This window comes from Pseudochrobactrum mosebachae (assembly GCF_048914685.1).
Lineage (GTDB): Bacteria > Pseudomonadota > Alphaproteobacteria > Rhizobiales > Rhizobiaceae > Pseudochrobactrum.
Genome location: NZ_CP128408.1, coordinates 2,108,770 through 2,128,681, shown reverse-complemented (window position 1 = coordinate 2,128,681; position 19,912 = coordinate 2,108,770). Strand labels below are relative to the sequence as shown.

Sequence of the window (19,912 nt, the reverse complement as noted above, 5' to 3'; positions counted from 1 at the left end):
TTGTGCCAAACGGGAACCACTTGGGGCTAAAATTCCTTTTGCCACACATTTACACAAAAAAGCAGGCCGGAAACCGGCCTGCTTTTATAAACGACAACAACGATCCGACGAAACCGTCAGGCCAGTGTTTTAATTACGTTATTAGTTACAAGGTGCTTCGTAGACACGGCCGTAATTATCCCGGTAACGGCAATACTGAACGCCGTTACGGGTCTGGGCAGCACCAAGCAATGTACCGGCAACCGCACCGATTGCAGCACCTGTGAGTGCGCCACGGCCGTTTCCACCAATTGCGCCACCAGCGAGAGCGCCGATTGCTGCGCCACCAACACCGTAACCGGCTGTGCGCTGTTCACCAGTGGTACAAGCAGCTGTTGACAGTGCGAGCACTGCAGTGACCGCGATGATAGAAAGACGTGATTTCATCTTATATTACTCCCGTTGAGGCTATTGATAGCCATATCGCATGCACAGTAAAGCAAAAACAAGCTGGTAAATATCAAAACAATTTACAGGTTTTTATCTTCAGTCACATCAGTTCATCTCACCGAGTGGTGATGCAAGCAACACCGCATGGCCTGCGCCTAACGCTACTGTTAACTTATCTTTTACTCTATTTGAAAGCGTTAAAGAAGAGCCAAACGGCACAGAAACCTCATCAAGCGGCCATTCCGCTCCGGAAATCGTCAATCTGGTTAATGTATCAAAGCCCAAAATGCTAAATAATGTATCGTTTGGCAGGTCAAACTCCATCATTCCATGCGCTAGAGGTGTCGCCTCCTCAAAACCACTGGTCAGGAAAATGTGTTTGCCGGTGGCAGCTTGCGCCGCCGCCATACTAAGATGCAAAAATGTATGATCGGTACGCTCACCGCCAAATGCACCTGCCAGAATCACCTCTGTGGCGCCGCGCTCATAGGCTTCATGCAGTGCAAGCTCACCATCGGTCATAGCTTTTGCTGCCGGAAAAACCTGCCGGTCAATCGCTTGATAGCTATCGGCAAGCGCTGCATCGGTGGAATCAAAATCCCCCAGCCACAATTCAGGCGTTACCCCCAGAGCCGCAGCATGGCGCATGCCACTGTCAGCCGCTAAAATGCGGGCACCGGCAATCTGTTTAAGTAAGCGAGGGGTAACAGTCAGATCCCCGCCGAGAAGAATGAGAAATTTTGACATGATGCTCCATATCACGCGGGATCATCCACAGGAAGAGACACATCTCTTGCACACAATTTTCTTGCTCCGGCCCGCCACTCTGTCCTATGGTTAGCGCGCTCTAACGGGGTGCCTTCTGTGTTTTGGAAGGCTGAGAAGCCGGTCTCCGGCTAACCCGCTGAACCTGATCCGGTTTGTACCGGCGGAGGGATTAGATGCTGTCCGTTTTACGGCGCTCAATCCTTGCAAATATTTTTGAATTAAGGAGAGCCCGCGCGGCTATATGTTCATGTACGCATCTATCAAAAATATCCTGCTTGCGGCAGGCAGTATCAGCATTCTTGCTTTAGCCACAGCTGCCAATGCACAGGCCAAAGATCTGACTGTCTATACCTATGACAGCTTCACCTCGAAATGGGGTCCGGGTCCTAAAGTTAAAGAAAACTTTGAAAAAGCCTGTGGCTGCACCGTTGATTTTGTGGGTGTTGCCGATGGTGTGGCGCTGCTCAACCGTTTGAAGCTTGAAGGCCAGAACACCAAAGCTGATATTGTGCTGGGTCTCGACACCAATCTGATCAGCGATGCCAAAGCTTCCGGCCTGTTTGCACCGCACGGTCTTACAGACATCAAAAGCAATGTACCGGATAATTTTCAGGACGATGTATTCCTGCCCTATGATTACAGCTATTTCGCCGTCATTTACGATAGTGAAAAAATGGCCAACCCGCCAAAATCCATGGCTGAGCTGATTGATGGCGATGCGTCGCAGAAAATCATCCTGATGGATCCACGCACCTCGACACCGGGGCTTGGCATGCTGCTGTGGGTTAAAGAACTTTATGGCGATCAGGCTGCTGAAAAATGGCAGAAGCTCTCAAAGCGCGTGCTGACAGTGACGCCGGGCTGGTCTGAAGGCTACGGATTATTCACCAAAGGCGAGGCGCCGATGGTGCTGTCCTACACCACGTCTCCGGCTTACCACGTTATTTATGACAAGACCGAACGCTATAAGGCTGTGACTTTTGAAGAGGGCAACTATCTGCAGATCGAACTGGCAGGCCAGACAGTGACCGGTGCCAAAAACCCGCGCGCAGCAGAATTCCTCAAATTCATGACCACACCGGGCTTTCAGGATGTAATTCCTGAAACCAACTGGATGTATCCGGCTTTTGCAACTTCCGAGCCGCTGAACGCAGCTTTTGACGCACTGCCAAAACCTGTAAAAACCCTGCTGATTGCACCGGATACTGTTTCTGAAAGCCGAAAAATCTGGGTTGATGAGTGGTTGAAGGCACTCAGCAAATAAACTGAGCATTTCACCTATATAATACGAGCGGGTTCAATCCATGTTGATTGAACCCGCTTCAAATTCTGTGACCGCTTTGGCACTTTAACTCACTCTTGTGATCCGCCATTTATAATCGCAGTGCACAGACCTATACATATCAGCCTTATATCTATTATGGCGCACATCCTTGCGGAGAGCTATGTCAGCATCGCGTTTTAAAACAGTTTCAGGTATTGTTGCTTTGGTGCTTTTGCTGGTTTTAACCGGCGGTGCATTGCTGTCTCTGAGCATTCAGGGGCTGCAAACAAACAGCAATGCTATCGATGCTTTTGACAGCTATTTATGGAACATTACCCGTTTCACCCTGTTGCAGGCCTTGCTTTCGGCACTGCTCTCAGTGGCCTTTGCCCTGCCGGTTGCCCGCGCCTTGCATGCCAATAGCAATTTTTATGGCCGCGCTCTGTTGCTGCGTTTATTCGCTGTGCCTCTAACCCTGCCCTCGCTGGTAGCGGTACTCGGTATTACCAGTATTTATGGCCGCAACGGTTTTATTGCGCAGGGCAGCAGCTTTTTGGGTGTGCCGTTCATACCCGATATTTATGGTCTCAGCGGTATTTTGCTGGCGCATGTGTTTTTCAATATGCCGCTCGCGGTTCGTTTTATGCTCGCCAGCCTTGAATCAATACCGCAGGATTACTGGAAGCTTTCAGCCCAGCTCGGCATGGGGAGTTTTGCACGGTTTCGCCTGATCGAATGGCCGGTGATTGCCCGCAATCTCAGCGGAACAATCGGGCTTATCTTTATGCTTTGTGCCAGCTCTTTTACCATCGTGCTTACGCTGGGCGGCGGGCCGCGCGCCACGACCCTTGAGGTCGCAATTTATCAGGCATTGCATTTTGATTTTGATCTCGGCCGCGCTGTTGCTTTAACCATTACCCAACTTGCCCTCACCATCCTTGTGCTATGTCTGCTGCGCCTCACCGGTAAACCGTCTGAAGAAGGCCTGTCTCTCACCACCACGCCGCGCCATTATATTGCCCACAGCACATGGGCGCGCTTTAACAGCGCTATCATTATTGTGGTTGCAGCACTTTTCATCGTGCTGCCAATTCTCGGCATGGTTATTTCCGGCCTATATGCTGATTTGTGGCGCCTGCTCAATGAAACCATCGTGCAAAAGGCCATCATCACCTCGCTATTGCTGGCTTTTGGCGCCGCCGTTCTGAGCGTGCTATTATCGCTTACACTGGTCACCGCACGTGAATATAGCGCCGCACGCAACCTTAAAAAGCCGAATTGGCTGCGCGGTTTTTTCACCACCGCACTTGATAGCGGCGCAAGCCTTGTATTAATTATTCCGCCTATTGTGATCGGTGCTGGCTGGTTCATTTTACTGCGTCAGTTTACTGATGTTTTTGCAGTGGCACCATTTATGGTGATTGGCGTCAATGCGGTGATGGCCATGCCCTTTGCAGTCCGGTTGATGCGCCCTGCTTGGGACAGTGCAGCAGCCCATAATAACCGGCTTTGCATCAGCCTCGGTGTGAAAGGGTTGAACCGCCTGCGCCTTATCGACTGGCCGGTTATCAGACGGCCACTGGCTTTGAGCTTTGTTTTTGCCATGGCGCTGTCTATGGGTGATCTTGGCACCATCGCCCTGTTTGGTAGCGACACCGTGCAGACGCTGCCCTATTTATTGCTGCAACGCATGGGCAGCTATCGTACCAGCGATGCGGCGGGACTTGCACTGATTCTCGGTTTCATCTGTTTTGCGCTGATGCTGGTGGCTGACAAAACCGGCCGGCAAAAGCAGCCAGCGAGCCAGAATAATTGAACGGAACGCCCCTCATGAAGCACTCTTTGAAGCACCCCATGAATCATTCCATGACTATGCCTGCGCAGCGCCACAATGCGGCGATCACGCTCGATCAGGTTGCTTTTGCGTTTGGTGAAACGCAGATGCTGTTTGATCTGCATTTACCTGCCGGCCAAACCGGTATTATTGTTGGCCCGAGTGGTTCAGGCAAATCTACACTTCTCAACCTGATCGCCGGCTTTGAATTGCCCCAATCCGGCTCGATCAAAATTAACGGCGCTGTCATCAGCCGCGACCCGCCGGCTAACCGGCCGGTTTCTATGGTTTTTCAGGATAATAATCTGTTTGCCCATCTTGATGTGCGCTCGAATGTCGGGCTGGGGCGCTCCCCCTCCCTAAAGCTCAACCAGTCCGATCAAGCAGCCATCCAATATGCTTTGGATCGTGTGGGATTAACCGGCAAAGAAACCCGCAAGCCTGAAGCTCTGTCTGGCGGCGAGCGTCAGCGCGTAGCCATTGCGCGAACTTTGGTACGAAACAAACCGGTCTTGCTGCTGGATGAAGCTTTTGCATCTTTGGGGCCGGCATTACGCCATCAGATGCTGGATCTGATCAGAGATTTGCAGCAGGAAACCGGTATCACAGTCATTATGGTAACCCATACACCGGAAGATGCTCTGCGCTTTAAGTCCACATTATTTTTTCTGGCCAATGGCCGGATCAAAGCACAGGGCGAGGCTTCTTATATGCTCTCATCTGAAGGGCCGGAAGCTATCCGTAATTATATGGGCAACAATGCAGCCAATTCCGCCTTCTGATAGGCTACGCGCGTTCAGGACGTGATATTGCCATAGTGTTTCTTTTAAAAAGCATTGTGTTTTGTGCATACACCTCATAGCGCAAAACACATTATCTCTGTACTTCATTAAACGACCTGACAATTTGTGAAATGCCGCAAATATCATTTCACTTCTCTTCAGCTCTTTAATGCTTATATTCTCAGACCTATATCATTGGCACATGGTGCATCATCCGCGGCCTGCCAGATTTTTCGGCAGTTTTGTGGGTAGAATTAATAATCAGAATTTGCTTATCTACCTTTCAGGATACGCTAAGCTTTCGCAATTAACCGAGGATACGACACTGGACAGACAATTAAGGGCACATATCGGCAGCATTTCCGGAAGGCCCTCCGTGACTCCAGTTTCCAAAATGCCTCCGGTTTTTAAACGCGCCGCCGTTCTTGGCCTGGTTGCGCTGCTCTCTGCCTGCCGTTCGGTTGATTTTACCGATCCCGATGTGCTTGGCCCCTCGGCCAATCCGGTCACCGTTGCCAATGTCAGCAAAAATGACAGGCTCGCGCAGCTGAGCGCACAGCAGCATCCGCGTATTCTTGCCACCTATGGCGGCGAATATAATGATGCCAAGCTTGAGCGCATGGTGGCTAAAATTGTCGGAAAACTCACCACTGTTTCCGATAATCCTGACCAGACATACCGGATTACGATTCTCAACAGCCCTAACATCAATGCCTTTGCATTGCCCGGCGGCTATCTCTACATCACGCGCGGTTTGCTGGCACTCGCCAATGATTCCTCAGAAGTGGCTGCTGTAATTGCCCATGAAATGGGTCATGTCACCGCCAATCACGGAATTTTGCGCCAAGCCAAAGAGGCGGAATCCATCATTGCTAAACGTGTGGCATCAGAAGTTCTGCACGATGAAGCCGCGGGGCGTGAAGCCGCGATCCGCAGCAAATTACGCCTTGCCCAGTTCTCGCGTAATCAGGAATTACAAGCCGATGCGATCGGCATCAAAATGATTGGTGCTGCCGGATATGATCCGTTTGCCTCGGCACGCTTTCTGCAATCCATGGAAGCCTATACCGGCTTTCGCTCGGTGTCGGGCGCAACCGATGCCAGCCTCGATTTTCTGGCTTCTCATCCTGCAACACCACAACGTATTGATCTCGCAATTGGTCATGCACGGCGTATCGGCGCACCCGGTGTCGGCACCACGGATCGTGATTCATTCCTGACAGGTATTGATGGCCTGCTCTATGGTGACACCCCGCAGGAAGGTTTTGTACGCGGGCGCACATTTATCCATCCCAAGCTTGGTGTGACTTTCAGCGTACCGCAAGGCTTCAGTATTGATAATTCTGCAACCGCAGTGATGGCCAGCGGCCCCGGTGAAGTTGCTATCCGTTTTGATGGCGCGGCCCTTGCTCAAGGTAGCGATCTTGCCACCTATCTGCGCAGCGGCTGGGTTACAGGGCTGGATGACAATTCGGTGCAAACAACCACAATTAATGGTCTGCCCGCCGCCACGGCGCGTGCCAGCGCCGATAAATGGCAATTTGAAATTGTTGTGATCGCATCAGGTGCCAAAGTTTACCGTTTTCTGGTTGCCGCGCCTAAAGGCAGCAATGCTCTGACCAGCGCCACACAATTTGCAACCAGCAGTTTCCGTGTTCTCACGCCCGGAGAACAAGCCGCAGCCAAACCGCTGCGCATTCGCGTGGTGCCGGTTAAAGCCGGAGATAGTGCTGCTTCCATTGCCACTCAGATGCAGGGAACAGAACGCAAGCTTGAGCTGTTCCGCCTGCTCAATGCACTTCCGGCGGGCGGCAATGTGTCTGCTGGCGACCGCGTTAAAATCATCAGCGAATAAAAATATGGCGCCCAAATATCCATCTAGAGCAGGGAACGATCAGGTTGGATCGCAGCCCTCGCTCCAGATTCTAGATTTATCGCATTGTCATAGCTATGGCTGTTTCAGCCTGATGGATATTGATGTCTTAAAAAGAGAAATCAACCTGAATGGCGCATGAGATACGAATTATTCAGGCATGATAACCGGCAACACCATTCTGGGTCAGTAAGGCAGCGCGAAGCTTTTCAAGTGCACGATTTTCAATCTGGCGCACACGTTCCTTTGAAATTCCAAGCTTGGTGCCCAGCATTTCCAGCGTTACCACATCATCATTCAGCCGACGCTCACGGATAATTTTCAGTTCGCGCTCATTGAGCACTGAAAGCGCCTGTTTCAGCCAGCTGACCCGTCTTTCACTATCAATCATATTTTCAACCACCTCATCCTGCAGCGGGCGATCATCGGTCAGAAAATCAATTTTCTCGGCAGCACGACTGTCATCAGGTGAAACGCTCATACTCAATGAGCTGTCAGGGCCGGATAATCTGGAATCCATCAATTCAACATCTTTGACGCTCACCCCGAGCTGGGTTGAAATCCGGCTATAGACTTCCTGTTTGGAGATTTTTTCATTGCTTTGCGCCAGTTTGGCACGCAATCGGCGCAGATTGAAGAACAGCGCTTTTTGGGCAGAACTGGTACCGCCGCGCACGATCGACCAGTTGCGTAAAACATAGTCCTGTATCGACGCTCTGATCCACCAGATCGCATAGGTTGAAAACCTGACCTCCCTATCCGGCTCGAAGCGGAAAGCGGCCTCCATCAGCCCTACTGTGCCTTCCTGAATAAGATCTGCCATCGGCAAATCAGATTTACGGAACTTTGAAGCAGTGGAAATGACCAGTCGCATATGCGCTGAAGTAATTTGATCCAGCGCATGCTGATCGCCCTGCTCTTTCCAGCGCAGAACCAGTGTTTGCTCCTGCTCTTTTTCAAGATAGGGCGCACTCATAGCGCTGCGGATTAAATTGCGGGAGGATACATAAGGGACGGAACGTGTCGTTACCGCTGAAAAGGCAGGGGATGCTATCAGCTTCATTTCGCTCTCCATAACGAAGGAATGAAACGCAACCTGCAGGAAATCAGCCTGTGATCGCGTATCCGTTATGTTTAAAACGCAGAACTGGCCGAGTGGTTCCCTATGCTTATTTTAGAACAACATAAAATATAAAAAATCAGCATGAAAATCGGACAGCAATTTTCGCTGTAAAATGCATATATCTGTCGATACAACAACGCCGCCCTGCGAAACAGAGCGGCGTTGTTGAAAACAAAGTAGCAGAAAAGATTATGCGGCTTCAGCCTCTTCATCTTCAGCTTCTGCTTCAACCTCATCGGTTTTGGCGCCACGTTTAGGGCCTTTTGCCAGATTGGCTTCAATCAAACGCACTGATTCAGTGTCTGATACCTTGTTCACGGCCGCAACTTCACGAGCCATGCGGTCAAGGGCAGCTTCATAGAGCTGGCGTTCAGAATAAGACTGCTCAGGCTGGTTATCAGCACGGAACAGGTCGCGTACAACTTCAGCAATAAAAATCAGGTCACCGGAATTGATTTTTGCATCATATTCCTGCGCACGGCGGGACCACATGGTGCGCTTAACGCGAGCGCGACCCTGCAGCACCTTCAGTGCGCGTTCAACGAAATCAGTTTCAGACAGTTTACGCATACCAATAGTCGCTGCTTTGGCAACCGGCACTTTAAGGCGCATTTTATCCTTATCGAAATCGATAACAAAAAGTTCAAGCTTCATGCCTGCCACTTCCTGCTCTTCGATAGCTACGATCTGCCCTACACCATGCGACGGATACACAATAGACTCGCCCGTCTTAAAACCCTGACGAACCGAGGCTTTCTTCTGCTGGGATGACATACGCTTCAATACTCCCTGTAGTGTCCGGCGTCTAGAACGCCGGTTTACACGCGGTGATACAATCAGTCCTGTAAGCGAGCTCTGCGGGGTACGAAGCCAACTGACAGCTGATTAAAACGGTGTCGAAACAGAATAAAAAAGGGGCTGCGTCCGGTAAAAAATAAGCATAAAAAATCACAGGTTAAACGGACGGAGCAAAAATTTGACAAAAAACTTGCTCCGGCACTATTTCAGCCTGTAACTAATATCAGCCTTTCAGTGAATACCTTTAGCCGCCACGAAATGACGCTGCTCATCGACATTGTTTTTCACACTAACACAAAAAACCGGCAGAATCAACAAAATGCAGCTGCAACCCGCGCCTGACAGCGGATTGCGTTAATAACTTGTTAACTAATAAGGCGGGTTTTACCGGCGACAGCTAAAAACGACAGGGAATCAATCCCCCTCGCCTGGCTCCGCAGAGAAGAACTGTTCAAGCTTATTGGTTACGCCGTCCATTTCAACCGCCTCAGGCAGCTGCTCTTTCTTGATGGTCAGATTTGGCCACTTCACTGAATATTCAGCGTTGAGCTCAATCCACTTATCAAGACCAGGCTCTGTATCCGGACGAATAGCCTCTGCAGGGCATTCTGGTTCGCACACACCACAGTCAATGCACTCATCAGGATTGATGACGAGCATATTCTCGCCTTCATAGAAACAATCGACAGGGCAGACCTCTACGCAATCCGTATATTTGCAACGAATGCAGTTGTCGGTCACGACATAAGTCATCGTCGAACTCCTAATGCATGTCGCAGCCAAATGATCTCATTTAACGACAGCGACCATGCGTAAAAACAACGAAACAGAGCGGGTATGGAGTTTAGATAAACACTACACACTCTAGAGATTTGGGTTCGTCGCACCAAACCGGGCGACAAGTAAATACTCTGGGTGATCAGAAAATCGGCTATGCTCGCCAGCCAATGCGCCACCCGAAATGATTTCCGCTCCATATGCAATTGAATATTACACAAACAGCAACAGAAAATCTGTCTGTCAGGTAACGACTTTAAGCACAGCTTGCAAGGGGGTTTTAGCTTTAGCGCATCACAGTTTGGTAAAAAAGAAACAGATTCTGCCTTGCAGTGATTCTTTAAAAACACGACCTCAACTGACAAGTAAAGCGGCACAATTCATCCATCAGAATTTCTGTAACCGCAGCAGGATTAGTCATCACCATAAATCATGCCGGAAGATTTAAGTCGCTCGGTTATGCGCCGGTCGCGCTTTGTCGGGCGCCCCGACCCTGCATCCCGCCGTTCAACGGCAGGTGCACCTGCCTGCGCCGCATCAGATACCGGTGTTATATCTTCATAGAGCAATTGCGCTTCAGTGGCAGAGCCACGCCGCTCACCAAGAGCACGCACTTTATAAACCAGCACACGTCGATCAAGCGTCACTGCAACCACATCATCAATTTTAATGCCGTGGGAGGCCTGATCGATTTTATCGCGGTTAATACGAACACGCCCGCCGGAGCTCAATTTTGCAGCCAGCGAGCGTGATTTTACCACGCGGGTGAAAAACAACCATTTATCAATGCGTTGCTTCGGAACGCCCGCGCCCATAGGATTACTTCTTCAGCTGTTCTTTCAGAGCCAGAAGCTTGGCGAACGGTGAATCCGGATCCACCTGAACCGGACGCTCTGTGCGCTCGTGACGCTTCTGATCCTGACCATGATCACGCTTGCCATGACGTGGCTTGCCCGATGATGGGTGATCGCTGCGGCTAGATTTTTGTTCACCATTACGGAAATCAACCCGTGCCGCTTTTTCAAACCGCTTGCTGCGGTTTTCACGACCCTGATTGTCCTTGTCAGCCGGAACAGCAACAGGCGCCTCGCCGCTTACTGCACCGTCTTTGGCAGGCGCACGGCGATTGCCCTGCGGACGCGGACGGTTACGGTTCTGTTCACGCGGCTGATTGCGGTTATCACTGCGACCCGGACGCCACAGCAGAATCATCTTCACAGGCTCTTCTGCAGCAACAGTTTCCGCAGCCTCACCGGCAATCAATGCTTCAGCTTTATCACCTTCAGTAACCTCAGTAACAACTTCAGCAACTGGCGCCGCTTCAGCAGTCTCTACTACAGCGCTTGCAGGAGCAGTCTGCGTGGCTTCAGCAGCAATGGCTTCAGCACCAAGTTCAGCAACTGCCTCAACGGGCTTTTCTTCAGCTTTCTTGGCTGCATCAGCTTCAGCAAATGCATCAAGTTCAGCAAGCTTGGCAGTTACAACCGGCGCTTCTAACGCTTCATGACGATAGCCGAGGCTTTTCAGAACCTCTTCCATATCATCCGGAGTTGCGCCGAGAATCGACATCATCGATGGCGTAACCATAAAGCGGGAACCGTCATAAGCACCTTCAGCGCGCAAACCTGTGCCCGGTCGCCATGCCAGTGCCGGACGGATCAGATCCGCCAAACGTTCCAGAATGTCAAAGCGCACAGCACGGCGGCCCAGCACACGATAACCGGCCAGATTGTAGAAAACCGGATCAAAGCTCGGATCAACGACAACGGAGGTACGTCCTGCTGCCAGCACCTGCACCACATCGCCATAACCGGCGCGTTCGCGGCCGTCATTGCTCAACGCCCAAAGCAGCGTCATCAAGCCGGCTGGTGCCGGTTTGAGAAGAGCCGGAATGAACACATGATAAGCGCCAAAACGTACACCGAAGCGGCGCAATGCAGCACGGGAATCCTGATCAAGACCACGGATTTCTTCTGCAATTTCACGGCGCTGAATAGTACCGAAATTTTCAACCAGACGGAAGGCCAGACCACGTGTCATACCGGTCAGCGCATCAGCCTGCGTTAAATCATGCAGTGGCTTCAGAACAGTTTCAATATGATGGGAAACAAAGCGTTCAATACGGCTTTGTACCTTTTCACGGGATGCGCCTGTCAGCTGCTCATCAGCAAGCAAAACCGCACGCGGTTTCAGCACACTGTCACCGGCAACCAAGGTTGCAACCGGTGCACCGATCCAGCGCATAATTCCGTCAGAGCCAAGCGCGAAATCACCGTTGGCCGCCGCTGCGAAGCGTTCGGCACGTCGGTCATATTCAGCGGCCAGCGCTTTTTGTGCTGCCCCCTTTACCGCTTTTGCGTCAGACCCTTCGGCCTTGACGTCGGCGGTAAATCGGAACCCTTCCAATTGCCCAACATTGTGGTCTTCAACAAGGACATCCCCTGTCGGGCTAATTTCTGCTTCTAGCATGGCATTCTCTCTCAGGCGCTTCATAAGCACGCTTGTCCTGCGGTCTACAAAGCGTTTCGTCAACCGTTCATGCAACGCATCGGACAATCTGTCCTCAATTTCGCGCGTCTTTTCTTGCCAATGTGTCGGATCTGCCAGCCAACCCGGCCGATGCGACACATATGTCCATGTGCGAATTTGTGCAATACGATGAGACAATGTGTCAATCTCACCATCCGTTCGATCTGAACGGCGCACCTGTTCGCTCATATAGTCTTCGTCCACAAAACCTTTGCGAACAATGTCTTTATAGATTGCAGCAATAATATCAGCATGTTGTGCTGGCGCAATCCTTCTATAGTCGGGGAGTGCACAGGCATCCCATAAAATTTCAACGCGTTTTGGATTATCCGCCAGCCGCGCAATATCATCATCGCGTGACAGATTTTCCAGCGCCTGCATGTCAACCGCAGGCAGTGCCCGTGTCAAGCCTTCTATAGGGGCTGAGCGCTCCAGAGAGTGTCGCAAAGCACGAATATTGGCAAAATCGAACTGCACTGTGCGCCATTGCAAGACTTTGGCCGCATCAAAATTATGCGATTCTACCCGCTCCACCAGTGCACGATCAAACGGATCAACCTGTCCGGTCACCCCGAAAGTACCATCACGCAGATGCCTGCCCGCACGACCGGCAATCTGGCCAAGCTCGCCCGCATTAAGATCGCGATACTGAAAACCGTCAAATTTACGCGCCTGCGCAAAAGCAACATGGTCGACATCAAGGTTCAGACCCATGCCAATCGCATCCGTTGCGACCAGAAAATCCACATCACCATTTTGATAAAGTTCAACCTGAGCGTTGCGGGTACGCGGAGAAAGCGCGCCCATAACCACCGCCGCACCACCGCGCTGGCGCCGGATCAGCTCTGCAATCGCATAGACCTCATCGGCGGAAAACGCGACAATAGCACTGCGGCGTGGCAGCCGTGTAATCTTTTTAGATCCGGCATAAACCAGCTGCGAGAGCCGCGGACGGGTAATAATATTAATACCACGCAACAGCTTTTCCAAAATACCGCGCATGGTTGCAGCACCAAGCAGCAGGGTTTCCTGCTTGCCGCGCAAGTGCAAAATACGATCAGTAAAAATATGGCCGCGCTCAAGATCGGCTGCCAGCTGCACTTCATCAATAGCCACAAAGGCAACATTGGTCTGGCGCGGCAATGCCTCAACTGTACAGACCGAATATTTGGCGCCAGACGGGATGATTTTTTCTTCACCGGTAACCAGCGCCACTTTATCCGCGCCAACTTTAGCGACCAGCTTGTTATACACTTCACGCGCCAGAAGGCGTAGTGGCAGGCCTATAATTCCGCTTTCATGGGCGAGCATACGCTCAAGCGCCAGATGCGTCTTACCGGTATTGGTAGGACCAAGCACAGCAGTCACATCACGACCGCTGACGATAAACGGTTCAGTCACTGCAAATGGTTGCGTACCGGATCGCACAGACGCCGCCGGTGCCGGAGGCGTCAATGAGTTTTTTTGTTCATTCATGCGGAACTGACTATTCCTCGTCTCATGAAGTCGCGGCCATGATATCTGCCTGATCTGCGCTCCATGTTGTATATTCAAAACATGCAAGCAACTGAACAGACAGTAATCATCTCTTCTGCTGTTGCAGTTAGCATTATCTTACCCTGACTAAAAGGGCTTGAATGCTGCCTTTATGACTTCTTTTAACGCAAAACTTATTAAAAAGACTAAAAACCACGAAAACACTGTTAATATTCGTTTTCACACTTTGAAACCAACTGCGCTACGCTCTTCCAAGCCCGCTAAAACCGTATAAACCACCAATATTAACGATAAGAACACCAGACGAACAAACGGGCTACGAATCAACGTTTTCAGATGGTTCTTATTTTGTTCAAATCTAGATCATGTGCTTTTGATAAAAACAAACACAATATACAGAATTCTGATATACAGCCTCGCCCTGCGACAACGGCTTAAATTAACTTTTGTAGTTTTAAAGCTGAAGCGTCAGCGATGCCCCCATGAAAAATCCTCAATAACTCCTCATCGCATTAATTGAGATTAATAAAGCCCTACCAATCCAAAGAAAAAGCCCGCTCTTTGTTAAGCTTCCGTCCAAACCCTGAACGAATCAGCGACGAATCGCTGCCCTGACAACGTTCCCGTCCTGTTCTCACAATATGCAGCCATATTTCAAAACATAAACACAATATATAGTATAAGCAGTGCCTTGCGATGATTGATAAAGCTGAAAAAGCCACGGAAAGGTTAATTTTCCCGTGGCTCGTCAGTAGTTATACGGCTTCAAATCTTAAGATTTACATAGATGATTTAGCCAAATCAGCCTCAATCGCGCTCCACACAAAGCGCAATTCCCATACCGCCACCAATACACAAGGTAGCCAAGCCTTTTTTGGCATCACGGCGCTGCATTTCATACAGCAGCGTTGTGAGAACGCGGGCACCGGAAGCACCGATCGGATGACCGATAGCAATCGCTCCGCCATTCACATTCACAATCGCAGGGTCAAGCCCCAGATCGCGCACAACCGCACAGGACTGAGCAGCAAACGCCTCATTGGCCTCGACCAGATCGAGATCAGCCACTGTCCAGCCAGCCTTTTCCAGCGCTTTACGTGAGGCTGGAATAGGCCCTGTGCCCATGATTGCCGGATCAACACCAGCAGTTGCCCAAGAAACAATACGCGCCAGCGGCTTGATACCACGGCGCTCAGCTTCAGCCTCACTCATCAGCACGGTTGCTGCCGCACCATCATTAATGCCGGAGGCATTGCCTGCAGTCACACTGCCCGCTTTATCAAAAGCCGGACGCAACTTCTGCAAAGCTTCAATCGTAGTACCGTGACGGATATATTCGTCATCACTAACCACAACCTCCCCTTTACGGGTCTTGATTGTGACGGGTACGATCTCGTCTTTGAAGCGGCCCGCTATTTGTGCGGCCTCGGCCTTGTTTTGTGAGGCAAGTGCAAAATTATCCTGCTCTTCACGGGTCAGCTTCCAGCGATCCGCAATATTTTCAGCAGTCACGCCCATTGAATAGCCATGGAAAGCATCGGTCAGACCGTCTTTCATCATCGTATCAATCATGGTCAGATCACCCATTTTGGTGCCCGAACGCAAATTAGCGCAATGCGGTGCCATCGACATGGATTCCTGACCGCCGGCAACGATAACCGATGCATCACCCAATGCAATCTGCTGCATACCCAGCGCAACTGCGCGCAGGCCAGAACCGCAGAGCTGGTTAATCGCAAAGCCGGTGGATTCAATGGCACAACCGGCAGCAATAGCCGCCTGACGTACAGGATTCTGCCCCTGTCCGGCAGTGAGCACCTGCCCGAAGATAACCTCATCCACATCTGCCGCTGCAACGCCGGCGCGCTCCAGCGCGGCCTTAATCGCTGTTGCACCCAGCTCATGCGCCGGCACATTGGCAAATGCACCGTTAAATGCCCCAACCGGTGTGCGCGCAGCGCTGGCAATCACAACTGTTGTTTCTTTGCTCATAACCAATATTTTCTCCATCCCATCTGCAATATGCAGGATTATAGCCTGCCTGCAACATGCAGGATTACCACATGCGTATTTCATCGCATTATACCTGCAGTTACACAAACTTATGCCGTTAAATGCAATCATGGTTCTGAATTTTTCGCATCACCCTGCTCTGCACTTTGCTGTATCACAGGCGTTAAAGCGCTCATATCTTACATAATTGCGCATTATCAGCGCTGAAAACACTCTGCGGGCACAAAATATGATGCGCGGACGGAATAGCCGTTCAAACAAAAAAAGACCGGCTAAAAGCCGGTCTTTTTAAATAAAAGCTCAAAAAAGCGAAATTACGCTTCCTTTGGCTCCAGAACCTGACGACCACGATACATACCGCTTTTCAGATCGATATGGTGTGGGCGACGCAGTTCACCTGAGTTTTTGTCTTCAACATAGGTAGGAGCCTTCAGCGCATCGGCCGAACGACGCATGCCACGCTTCGAAGGGGAAGTTTTTCGTTTAGGTACAGCCATGGATTCTGCTCCAGTGATTAGTCAATCGAATGTCCGGGTGCCTCGTAAAAGGCTGTCACATCGGACATTGTTCCGGAAAGTTTTGCTGCATATACACGCTCGCCCGCCGTTTGACCAGCAGGACTCGCATTTTTTTATGCAAATCCCGATATACCGGCTTAAAACTTGCTCAGAAATGTATTTCAGTCGCTGCCCTATAGCACTATTTCGGGATAAAGGACAAAAAACTTTCATGTTTTTAGCCGATTTCACCCGAATTATTGCACACACCACACATAAGCACCGCTATTTTGGGCTCTGCGTTCAATAATACGGCCAATCCGCACCATTCCGCGGCTCGGCTTAGAGGCATCGCGAAGAATCGGGTTAGGCAGGGTCACAGCAAGATATGCAGCCTGACGGGCATTTAATTTCGAGGCCGGGCGCTTAAAATAATGCTGTGCTGCCGCTTCAACGCCATAGATACCATCGCCCCACTCCACAATATTGAGATAAATCTCCATAATCCGGTGCTTGGAAAGAATCAGTGAGGCAGCCTGTGCCAGCGGCAATTCCAACGCTTTGCGCGTATAAGAACGGCCATTCCACAGAAACAGGTTTTTAACCGTCTGCATCGGTATGGTAGAGGCACCACGGCTCGGCTCTCCTTCCGCGCTCAGCACCAGTTTCATCTGGTTCCAGTCAATACCGCTATGGCTGCAAAACTGGCCGTCTTCAGACATCATCACGGAATTCACCAAGACCGGCGCAATATCATCAAGCGGCACCCATTGGCGTTCATAACCTTTCAGCAGCACCAGATCTTTGACCATCAAAGTCGACACCGGATGCACAAAAGGTAATTTATAAAGCAATAACAGAGCAAATGGCGCCACAACCACCAGAATCAGCAGGCGTTTAAGCCAGCGCCACGGCCGGGCGCGAGCAGGATCGGCCAGATAACTGGTTCCGTCCTCATTATGAATGACAAGTTTTGTCATTGCGACCGTATCGTCTCCGTAGCCAGTTTCCGGGCACTTGCTGAAAACATAAACCATCAGTGGTTTAAGCGTTTTCTACCACTCTGCTTTATAGCACTTGCGTAAACATCATATAGATAGTCTCGCACACACGATACTCTGTGCGGCATAACGTATTTCGATAATTGTTACTGCATAAATATGCGTGTTTTTAAAGCTGCGCCACAATAGCAAAGCGCTTTAAGCCGGTTTTTTGGCAAATAAATATAGCGCATGGTTTTTATGCATCAACCAAAGCCATGGCCGCCTCCATTCAGCTTCACCCATTATGCAGTTAAATTTCAGACACATTGCCTTTGCAGCAGTTGATTATTACCGGCGAATGGTTCATGCCCATTCCATGAAAAACGATCATGATATTTCCGGTTTTGAACAGCAATTAACAGCTCATGCCGTAACTGTTGAGCAATTGCTGATCAGGCTTCTGGATGAACGCCCGCGTCTTGGCGAAGTTACCCGCCCGCCGCGTTTGATGGCAGCCATTCGTCATGGCGCGCTTAATGGCGGAAAACGCCTGCGCCCGTTTCTGGTCACCGAAACTGCGCGTCTTTATGATGCTGATCCGGCGGCCGCCTTGCGTGTTGCAGCAGCACTGGAATGTATCCATTGCTACTCACTGGTGCATGATGATCTGCCGGCAATGGACGATGATGATATGCGCCGCGGCATGCCAACAGTGCATAAGGCCTATGATGAGGCCGCAGCGATTCTGGCCGGTGACGGCCTGCTGACCTATGCATTTGATATTATTGCCTGTGATGAAACCGAATTACCGGTAAAAACCCGCCTTGATCTGGTTGCTTCATTGGCACGCGCTGCCGGTATTGGCGGCATGGTCGGCGGTCAGGCTCTGGATCTGATGGCAGAAACGGCCAGTCCGAGCGAGGCTGAAATAATTACATTGCAAGCCATGAAAACCGGCGCATTGATACGCTTTGCCTGTGAAGCAGGCGCGATCATCGGCAATGCCAGTGAGCAGGAGCGTGAGCGTCTGGCCGAGTTCGGCTCGGCGATTGGTTTGGCTTTTCAGCTGGCAGATGACTTACTTGATGTGACCGCTGATGCCGCAACTATGGGCAAGGCAACGGGTAAAGATGCCGCTGCCGGTAAAGCCACACTGGTATCACTGCATGGTGTGGACTGGACACGGCAACAGCTTGCGGGTCTGGTAGCGCAAGCTGAAGACCTGCTCGCACCCTTTGGTGAAAAGGCACAGACCTTGAAAGAGGCTGCGCATTTCATTGCCCTGCGCCAGAGCTGATCCATCAGCTGCTGAAGCCAACAAAACCGCTCTATACTATATGTTTAAACGCAGTTTCGGACGGAAAGCCGGTGCCCACTTTTCCTGAAGCTGCTTTTAAACCGGGTAACGCTCAAAAATTTTTACCACTTATTATTCGGCAGCGAGCGGTTTATTGGTGCCCATACCGAAGCGGTTTTCAATATAGTCTGCGACCATTTTCTGAAAGTCTTCAGCAATTGCAGGGCCGCGCAATGTGGTCACTTTTTTACCATCCACGAAAACCGGAGCGGATGGTGTTTCACCGGTGCCCGGTAATGAAATACCAATATCCGCATGTTTTGATTCACCAGGACCATTAACAATGCAACCCATTACCGCAACTGACAGCCTCTCAACACCCGGATATTTTTCGCGCCATACCGGCATATTAGTACGAATATCATTCTGGATGGTCTGTGCCAGCTCCTGAAACACAGTAGAGGTTGTGCGTCCGCAACCGGGGCAAGCAGCAACAATCGGTATGAACTGACGAAAGCCCATGACCTGCAACAATTCCTGCGAGACCTGCACTTCACGGGTGCGGTCACCATTAGGTTCAGGTGTCAGCGAAATACGGATTGTATCACCAATCCCCTGCTGCAATAAAATGCCCATAGCTGCCGAAGATGCGACAATACCCTTGGTACCCATACCAGCCTCGGTAAGGCCAAGATGCAGCGCATGATCACAGCGGTTAGCCAGCTGCGCATAAACCGCAATCAGATCCTGTACCTGACTGACTTTGGCAGAAAGAATAATCTTGTCGCGCGGCAAACCGATTTCTTCAGCAAGCTCTGCTGAAATCAGCGCCGATTGAATAATTGCCTCACGCATCACTTCCTGCGCGGTCAGTGGTGCACCCTGCGCCTGATTGCGATCCATCAGCGTGGTCAGCAATTCCTGATCAAGCGACCCCCAGTTCACACCAATGCGCACCGGCTTGTTATAACGGATAGCCATTTCAATAATTTCGGCGAACTGCTTATCTTTTTTGTCTTTAAAGCCAACATTACCGGGATTGATCCGGTACTTCGCCAAAGCTTCGGCACAAGCAGGATGGTCTGAGAGCAACTTGTGGCCGATATAATGGAAATCCCCAATCAGCGGCACATCAAGCCCGAGGCGCTCAAGTCGTTCGCGAATTTTTGGCACGGCAGCAGCCGATTCATCGCGGTCAACAGTAATACGCACCAGCTCTGAACCCGCATGATGCAGAGCGGCAACCTGTGCCACAGTGCCGTCAATATCCGCCGTATCGGTATTGGTCATTGATTGCACAACAACCGGTGCATTACCGCCGACCATAACGCCACCAACTTTAACGCCCACAGAGATGCGGCGGGCAAAAGGATGAGCGTAATAATGGAGATTTTCAGAAGCCATGATCGTGCAATCTTAAAGTGATCTTGAAATTTCGGTTGAACTGC

Annotated in this window: 16 protein-coding genes and 1 riboswitch; of the genes, 5 read left to right on the top strand and 11 right to left on the bottom strand. The window is 50.7% G+C overall.

Annotated elements, in window-relative coordinates:
* Positions 1-141 precede the first annotated feature (141 nt).
* Together MP213Fo_RS09750 and MP213Fo_RS09745 are read right to left on the bottom strand one after the other, a co-directional pair.
* On the bottom strand, positions 142-426 hold the full coding sequence (locus MP213Fo_RS09750; RefSeq protein WP_421088834.1) for a glycine zipper domain-containing protein: 285 nt from the start codon (positions 424-426) through the stop codon (positions 142-144).
* Positions 427-534: 108 nt separating this feature from the next.
* Positions 535-1,176 carry a thiamine diphosphokinase gene (locus MP213Fo_RS09745; protein WP_421088833.1) on the bottom strand — a complete coding sequence of 214 codons (642 nt, stop codon included), beginning with the start codon at positions 1,174-1,176 and terminating at the stop codon, positions 535-537.
* A 94-nt stretch (positions 1,177-1,270) separates the two neighbouring features.
* Positions 1,271-1,383: riboswitch (TPP riboswitch) on the top strand.
* 61 nt (positions 1,384-1,444) lie between these two features.
* On the opposite strand from MP213Fo_RS09745, the gene thiB reads away from it, so the two are divergent.
* From thiB to MP213Fo_RS09725, 4 genes are all read left to right on the top strand, one after another.
* Complete coding sequence (thiB, locus tag MP213Fo_RS09740) at positions 1,445-2,461, top strand: thiamine ABC transporter substrate binding subunit (protein ID WP_421088832.1); 1,017 nt, start codon at positions 1,445-1,447, stop codon at positions 2,459-2,461.
* A gap of 181 nt (positions 2,462-2,642) precedes the next feature.
* Positions 2,643-4,277 (top strand): thiamine/thiamine pyrophosphate ABC transporter permease, encoded by a 1,635-nt coding sequence (gene thiP / locus MP213Fo_RS09735; RefSeq protein ID WP_421088831.1) that lies wholly within the window; start codon positions 2,643-2,645, stop codon positions 4,275-4,277.
* A 56-nt stretch (positions 4,278-4,333) separates the two neighbouring features.
* Positions 4,334-5,077 carry an ATP-binding cassette domain-containing protein gene (locus MP213Fo_RS09730; protein ID WP_421091094.1) on the top strand — a complete coding sequence of 248 codons (744 nt, stop codon included), beginning with the start codon at positions 4,334-4,336 and terminating at the stop codon, positions 5,075-5,077.
* A gap of 394 nt (positions 5,078-5,471) precedes the next feature.
* Entirely contained in the window at positions 5,472-6,932 is a 1,461-nt protein-coding gene (locus MP213Fo_RS09725) for a M48 family metalloprotease (RefSeq protein WP_421091093.1), read from the top strand.
* Positions 6,933-7,104: 172 nt separating this feature from the next.
* Here the strand turns inward: MP213Fo_RS09725 and MP213Fo_RS09720 are convergent, their stop codons facing one another.
* From MP213Fo_RS09720 to mtgA, 8 genes are all read right to left on the bottom strand, one after another.
* Positions 7,105-8,013, bottom strand: a complete 909-nt coding sequence (locus tag MP213Fo_RS09720; protein ID WP_421088830.1) for an RNA polymerase factor sigma-32 — start codon at positions 8,011-8,013, stop codon at positions 7,105-7,107.
* 249 nt (positions 8,014-8,262) lie between these two features.
* Positions 8,263-8,847, bottom strand: a complete 585-nt coding sequence (locus tag MP213Fo_RS09715; RefSeq protein WP_421088829.1) for a CarD family transcriptional regulator — start codon at positions 8,845-8,847, stop codon at positions 8,263-8,265.
* A 438-nt stretch (positions 8,848-9,285) separates the two neighbouring features.
* The gene (fdxA, locus tag MP213Fo_RS09710; RefSeq protein ID WP_421088828.1) at positions 9,286-9,624 is read right to left on the bottom strand and encodes a ferredoxin FdxA; all 339 of its coding nucleotides are present in this window, start codon (positions 9,622-9,624) and stop codon (positions 9,286-9,288) included.
* Positions 9,625-10,061: 437 nt separating this feature from the next.
* Complete coding sequence (locus MP213Fo_RS09705; RefSeq protein WP_421088827.1) at positions 10,062-10,463, bottom strand: RNA-binding S4 domain-containing protein; 402 nt, start codon at positions 10,461-10,463, stop codon at positions 10,062-10,064.
* Positions 10,464-10,467: 4 nt separating this feature from the next.
* Complete coding sequence (locus MP213Fo_RS09700; protein WP_421091092.1) at positions 10,468-13,605, bottom strand: helicase-related protein; 3,138 nt, start codon at positions 13,603-13,605, stop codon at positions 10,468-10,470.
* Between the two features lie 876 nt (positions 13,606-14,481).
* Positions 14,482-15,666 (bottom strand): acetyl-CoA C-acetyltransferase, encoded by a 1,185-nt coding sequence (locus MP213Fo_RS09695; RefSeq protein ID WP_421088826.1) that lies wholly within the window; start codon positions 15,664-15,666, stop codon positions 14,482-14,484.
* 335 nt (positions 15,667-16,001) lie between these two features.
* Complete coding sequence (rpmF, locus tag MP213Fo_RS09690) at positions 16,002-16,184, bottom strand: 50S ribosomal protein L32 (protein ID WP_022709922.1); 183 nt, start codon at positions 16,182-16,184, stop codon at positions 16,002-16,004.
* 257 nt (positions 16,185-16,441) lie between these two features.
* Positions 16,442-17,164 carry a monofunctional biosynthetic peptidoglycan transglycosylase gene (gene mtgA, locus MP213Fo_RS09685; protein WP_421088825.1) on the bottom strand — a complete coding sequence of 241 codons (723 nt, stop codon included), beginning with the start codon at positions 17,162-17,164 and terminating at the stop codon, positions 16,442-16,444.
* 379 nt (positions 17,165-17,543) lie between these two features.
* Between mtgA and MP213Fo_RS09680 the strand changes: the two genes are divergently transcribed.
* On the top strand, positions 17,544-18,464 hold the full coding sequence (locus tag MP213Fo_RS09680) for a polyprenyl synthetase family protein (RefSeq protein WP_421088824.1): 921 nt from the start codon (positions 17,544-17,546) through the stop codon (positions 18,462-18,464).
* A 132-nt stretch (positions 18,465-18,596) separates the two neighbouring features.
* Here MP213Fo_RS09680 and ispG read toward each other — a convergent pair whose 3' ends face one another.
* A complete protein-coding gene (gene ispG, locus MP213Fo_RS09675) occupies positions 18,597-19,868 on the bottom strand; it encodes a flavodoxin-dependent (E)-4-hydroxy-3-methylbut-2-enyl-diphosphate synthase (protein ID WP_421088823.1) in 1,272 nt (423 codons plus the stop codon).
* Positions 19,869-19,912 lie beyond the last annotated feature (44 nt).

What these genes read in the sequence shown, in the direction of transcription:
- MP213Fo_RS09750 (WP_421088834.1), bottom strand. Translation starts at nt 426, where the DNA reads ATGAAATCACGTCTTTCTATCATCGCGGTCACTGCAGTGCTCGCACTG.
- MP213Fo_RS09745 (WP_421088833.1), bottom strand. Translation starts at nt 1,176, where the DNA reads ATGTCAAAATTTCTCATTCTTCTCGGCGGGGATCTGACTGTTACCCCT.
- thiB (WP_421088832.1), top strand. Translation starts at nt 1,445, where the DNA reads ATGTACGCATCTATCAAAAATATCCTGCTTGCGGCAGGCAGTATCAGC.
- thiP (WP_421088831.1), top strand. Translation starts at nt 2,643, where the DNA reads ATGTCAGCATCGCGTTTTAAAACAGTTTCAGGTATTGTTGCTTTGGTG.
- MP213Fo_RS09730 (WP_421091094.1), top strand. Translation starts at nt 4,334, where the DNA reads ATGCCTGCGCAGCGCCACAATGCGGCGATCACGCTCGATCAGGTTGCT.
- MP213Fo_RS09725 (WP_421091093.1), top strand. Translation starts at nt 5,472, where the DNA reads ATGCCTCCGGTTTTTAAACGCGCCGCCGTTCTTGGCCTGGTTGCGCTG.
- MP213Fo_RS09720 (WP_421088830.1), bottom strand. Translation starts at nt 8,013, where the DNA reads ATGAAGCTGATAGCATCCCCTGCCTTTTCAGCGGTAACGACACGTTCC.
- MP213Fo_RS09715 (WP_421088829.1), bottom strand. Translation starts at nt 8,847, where the DNA reads ATGTCATCCCAGCAGAAGAAAGCCTCGGTTCGTCAGGGTTTTAAGACG.
- fdxA (WP_421088828.1), bottom strand. Translation starts at nt 9,624, where the DNA reads ATGACTTATGTCGTGACCGACAACTGCATTCGTTGCAAATATACGGAT.
- MP213Fo_RS09705 (WP_421088827.1), bottom strand. Translation starts at nt 10,463, where the DNA reads ATGGGCGCGGGCGTTCCGAAGCAACGCATTGATAAATGGTTGTTTTTC.
- MP213Fo_RS09695 (WP_421088826.1), bottom strand. Translation starts at nt 15,666, where the DNA reads ATGAGCAAAGAAACAACAGTTGTGATTGCCAGCGCTGCGCGCACACCG.
- rpmF (WP_022709922.1), bottom strand. Translation starts at nt 16,184, where the DNA reads ATGGCTGTACCTAAACGAAAAACTTCCCCTTCGAAGCGTGGCATGCGT.
- mtgA (WP_421088825.1), bottom strand. Translation starts at nt 17,164, where the DNA reads ATGACAAAACTTGTCATTCATAATGAGGACGGAACCAGTTATCTGGCC.
- MP213Fo_RS09680 (WP_421088824.1), top strand. Translation starts at nt 17,544, where the DNA reads ATGAAAAACGATCATGATATTTCCGGTTTTGAACAGCAATTAACAGCT.
- ispG (WP_421088823.1), bottom strand. Translation starts at nt 19,868, where the DNA reads ATGGCTTCTGAAAATCTCCATTATTACGCTCATCCTTTTGCCCGCCGC.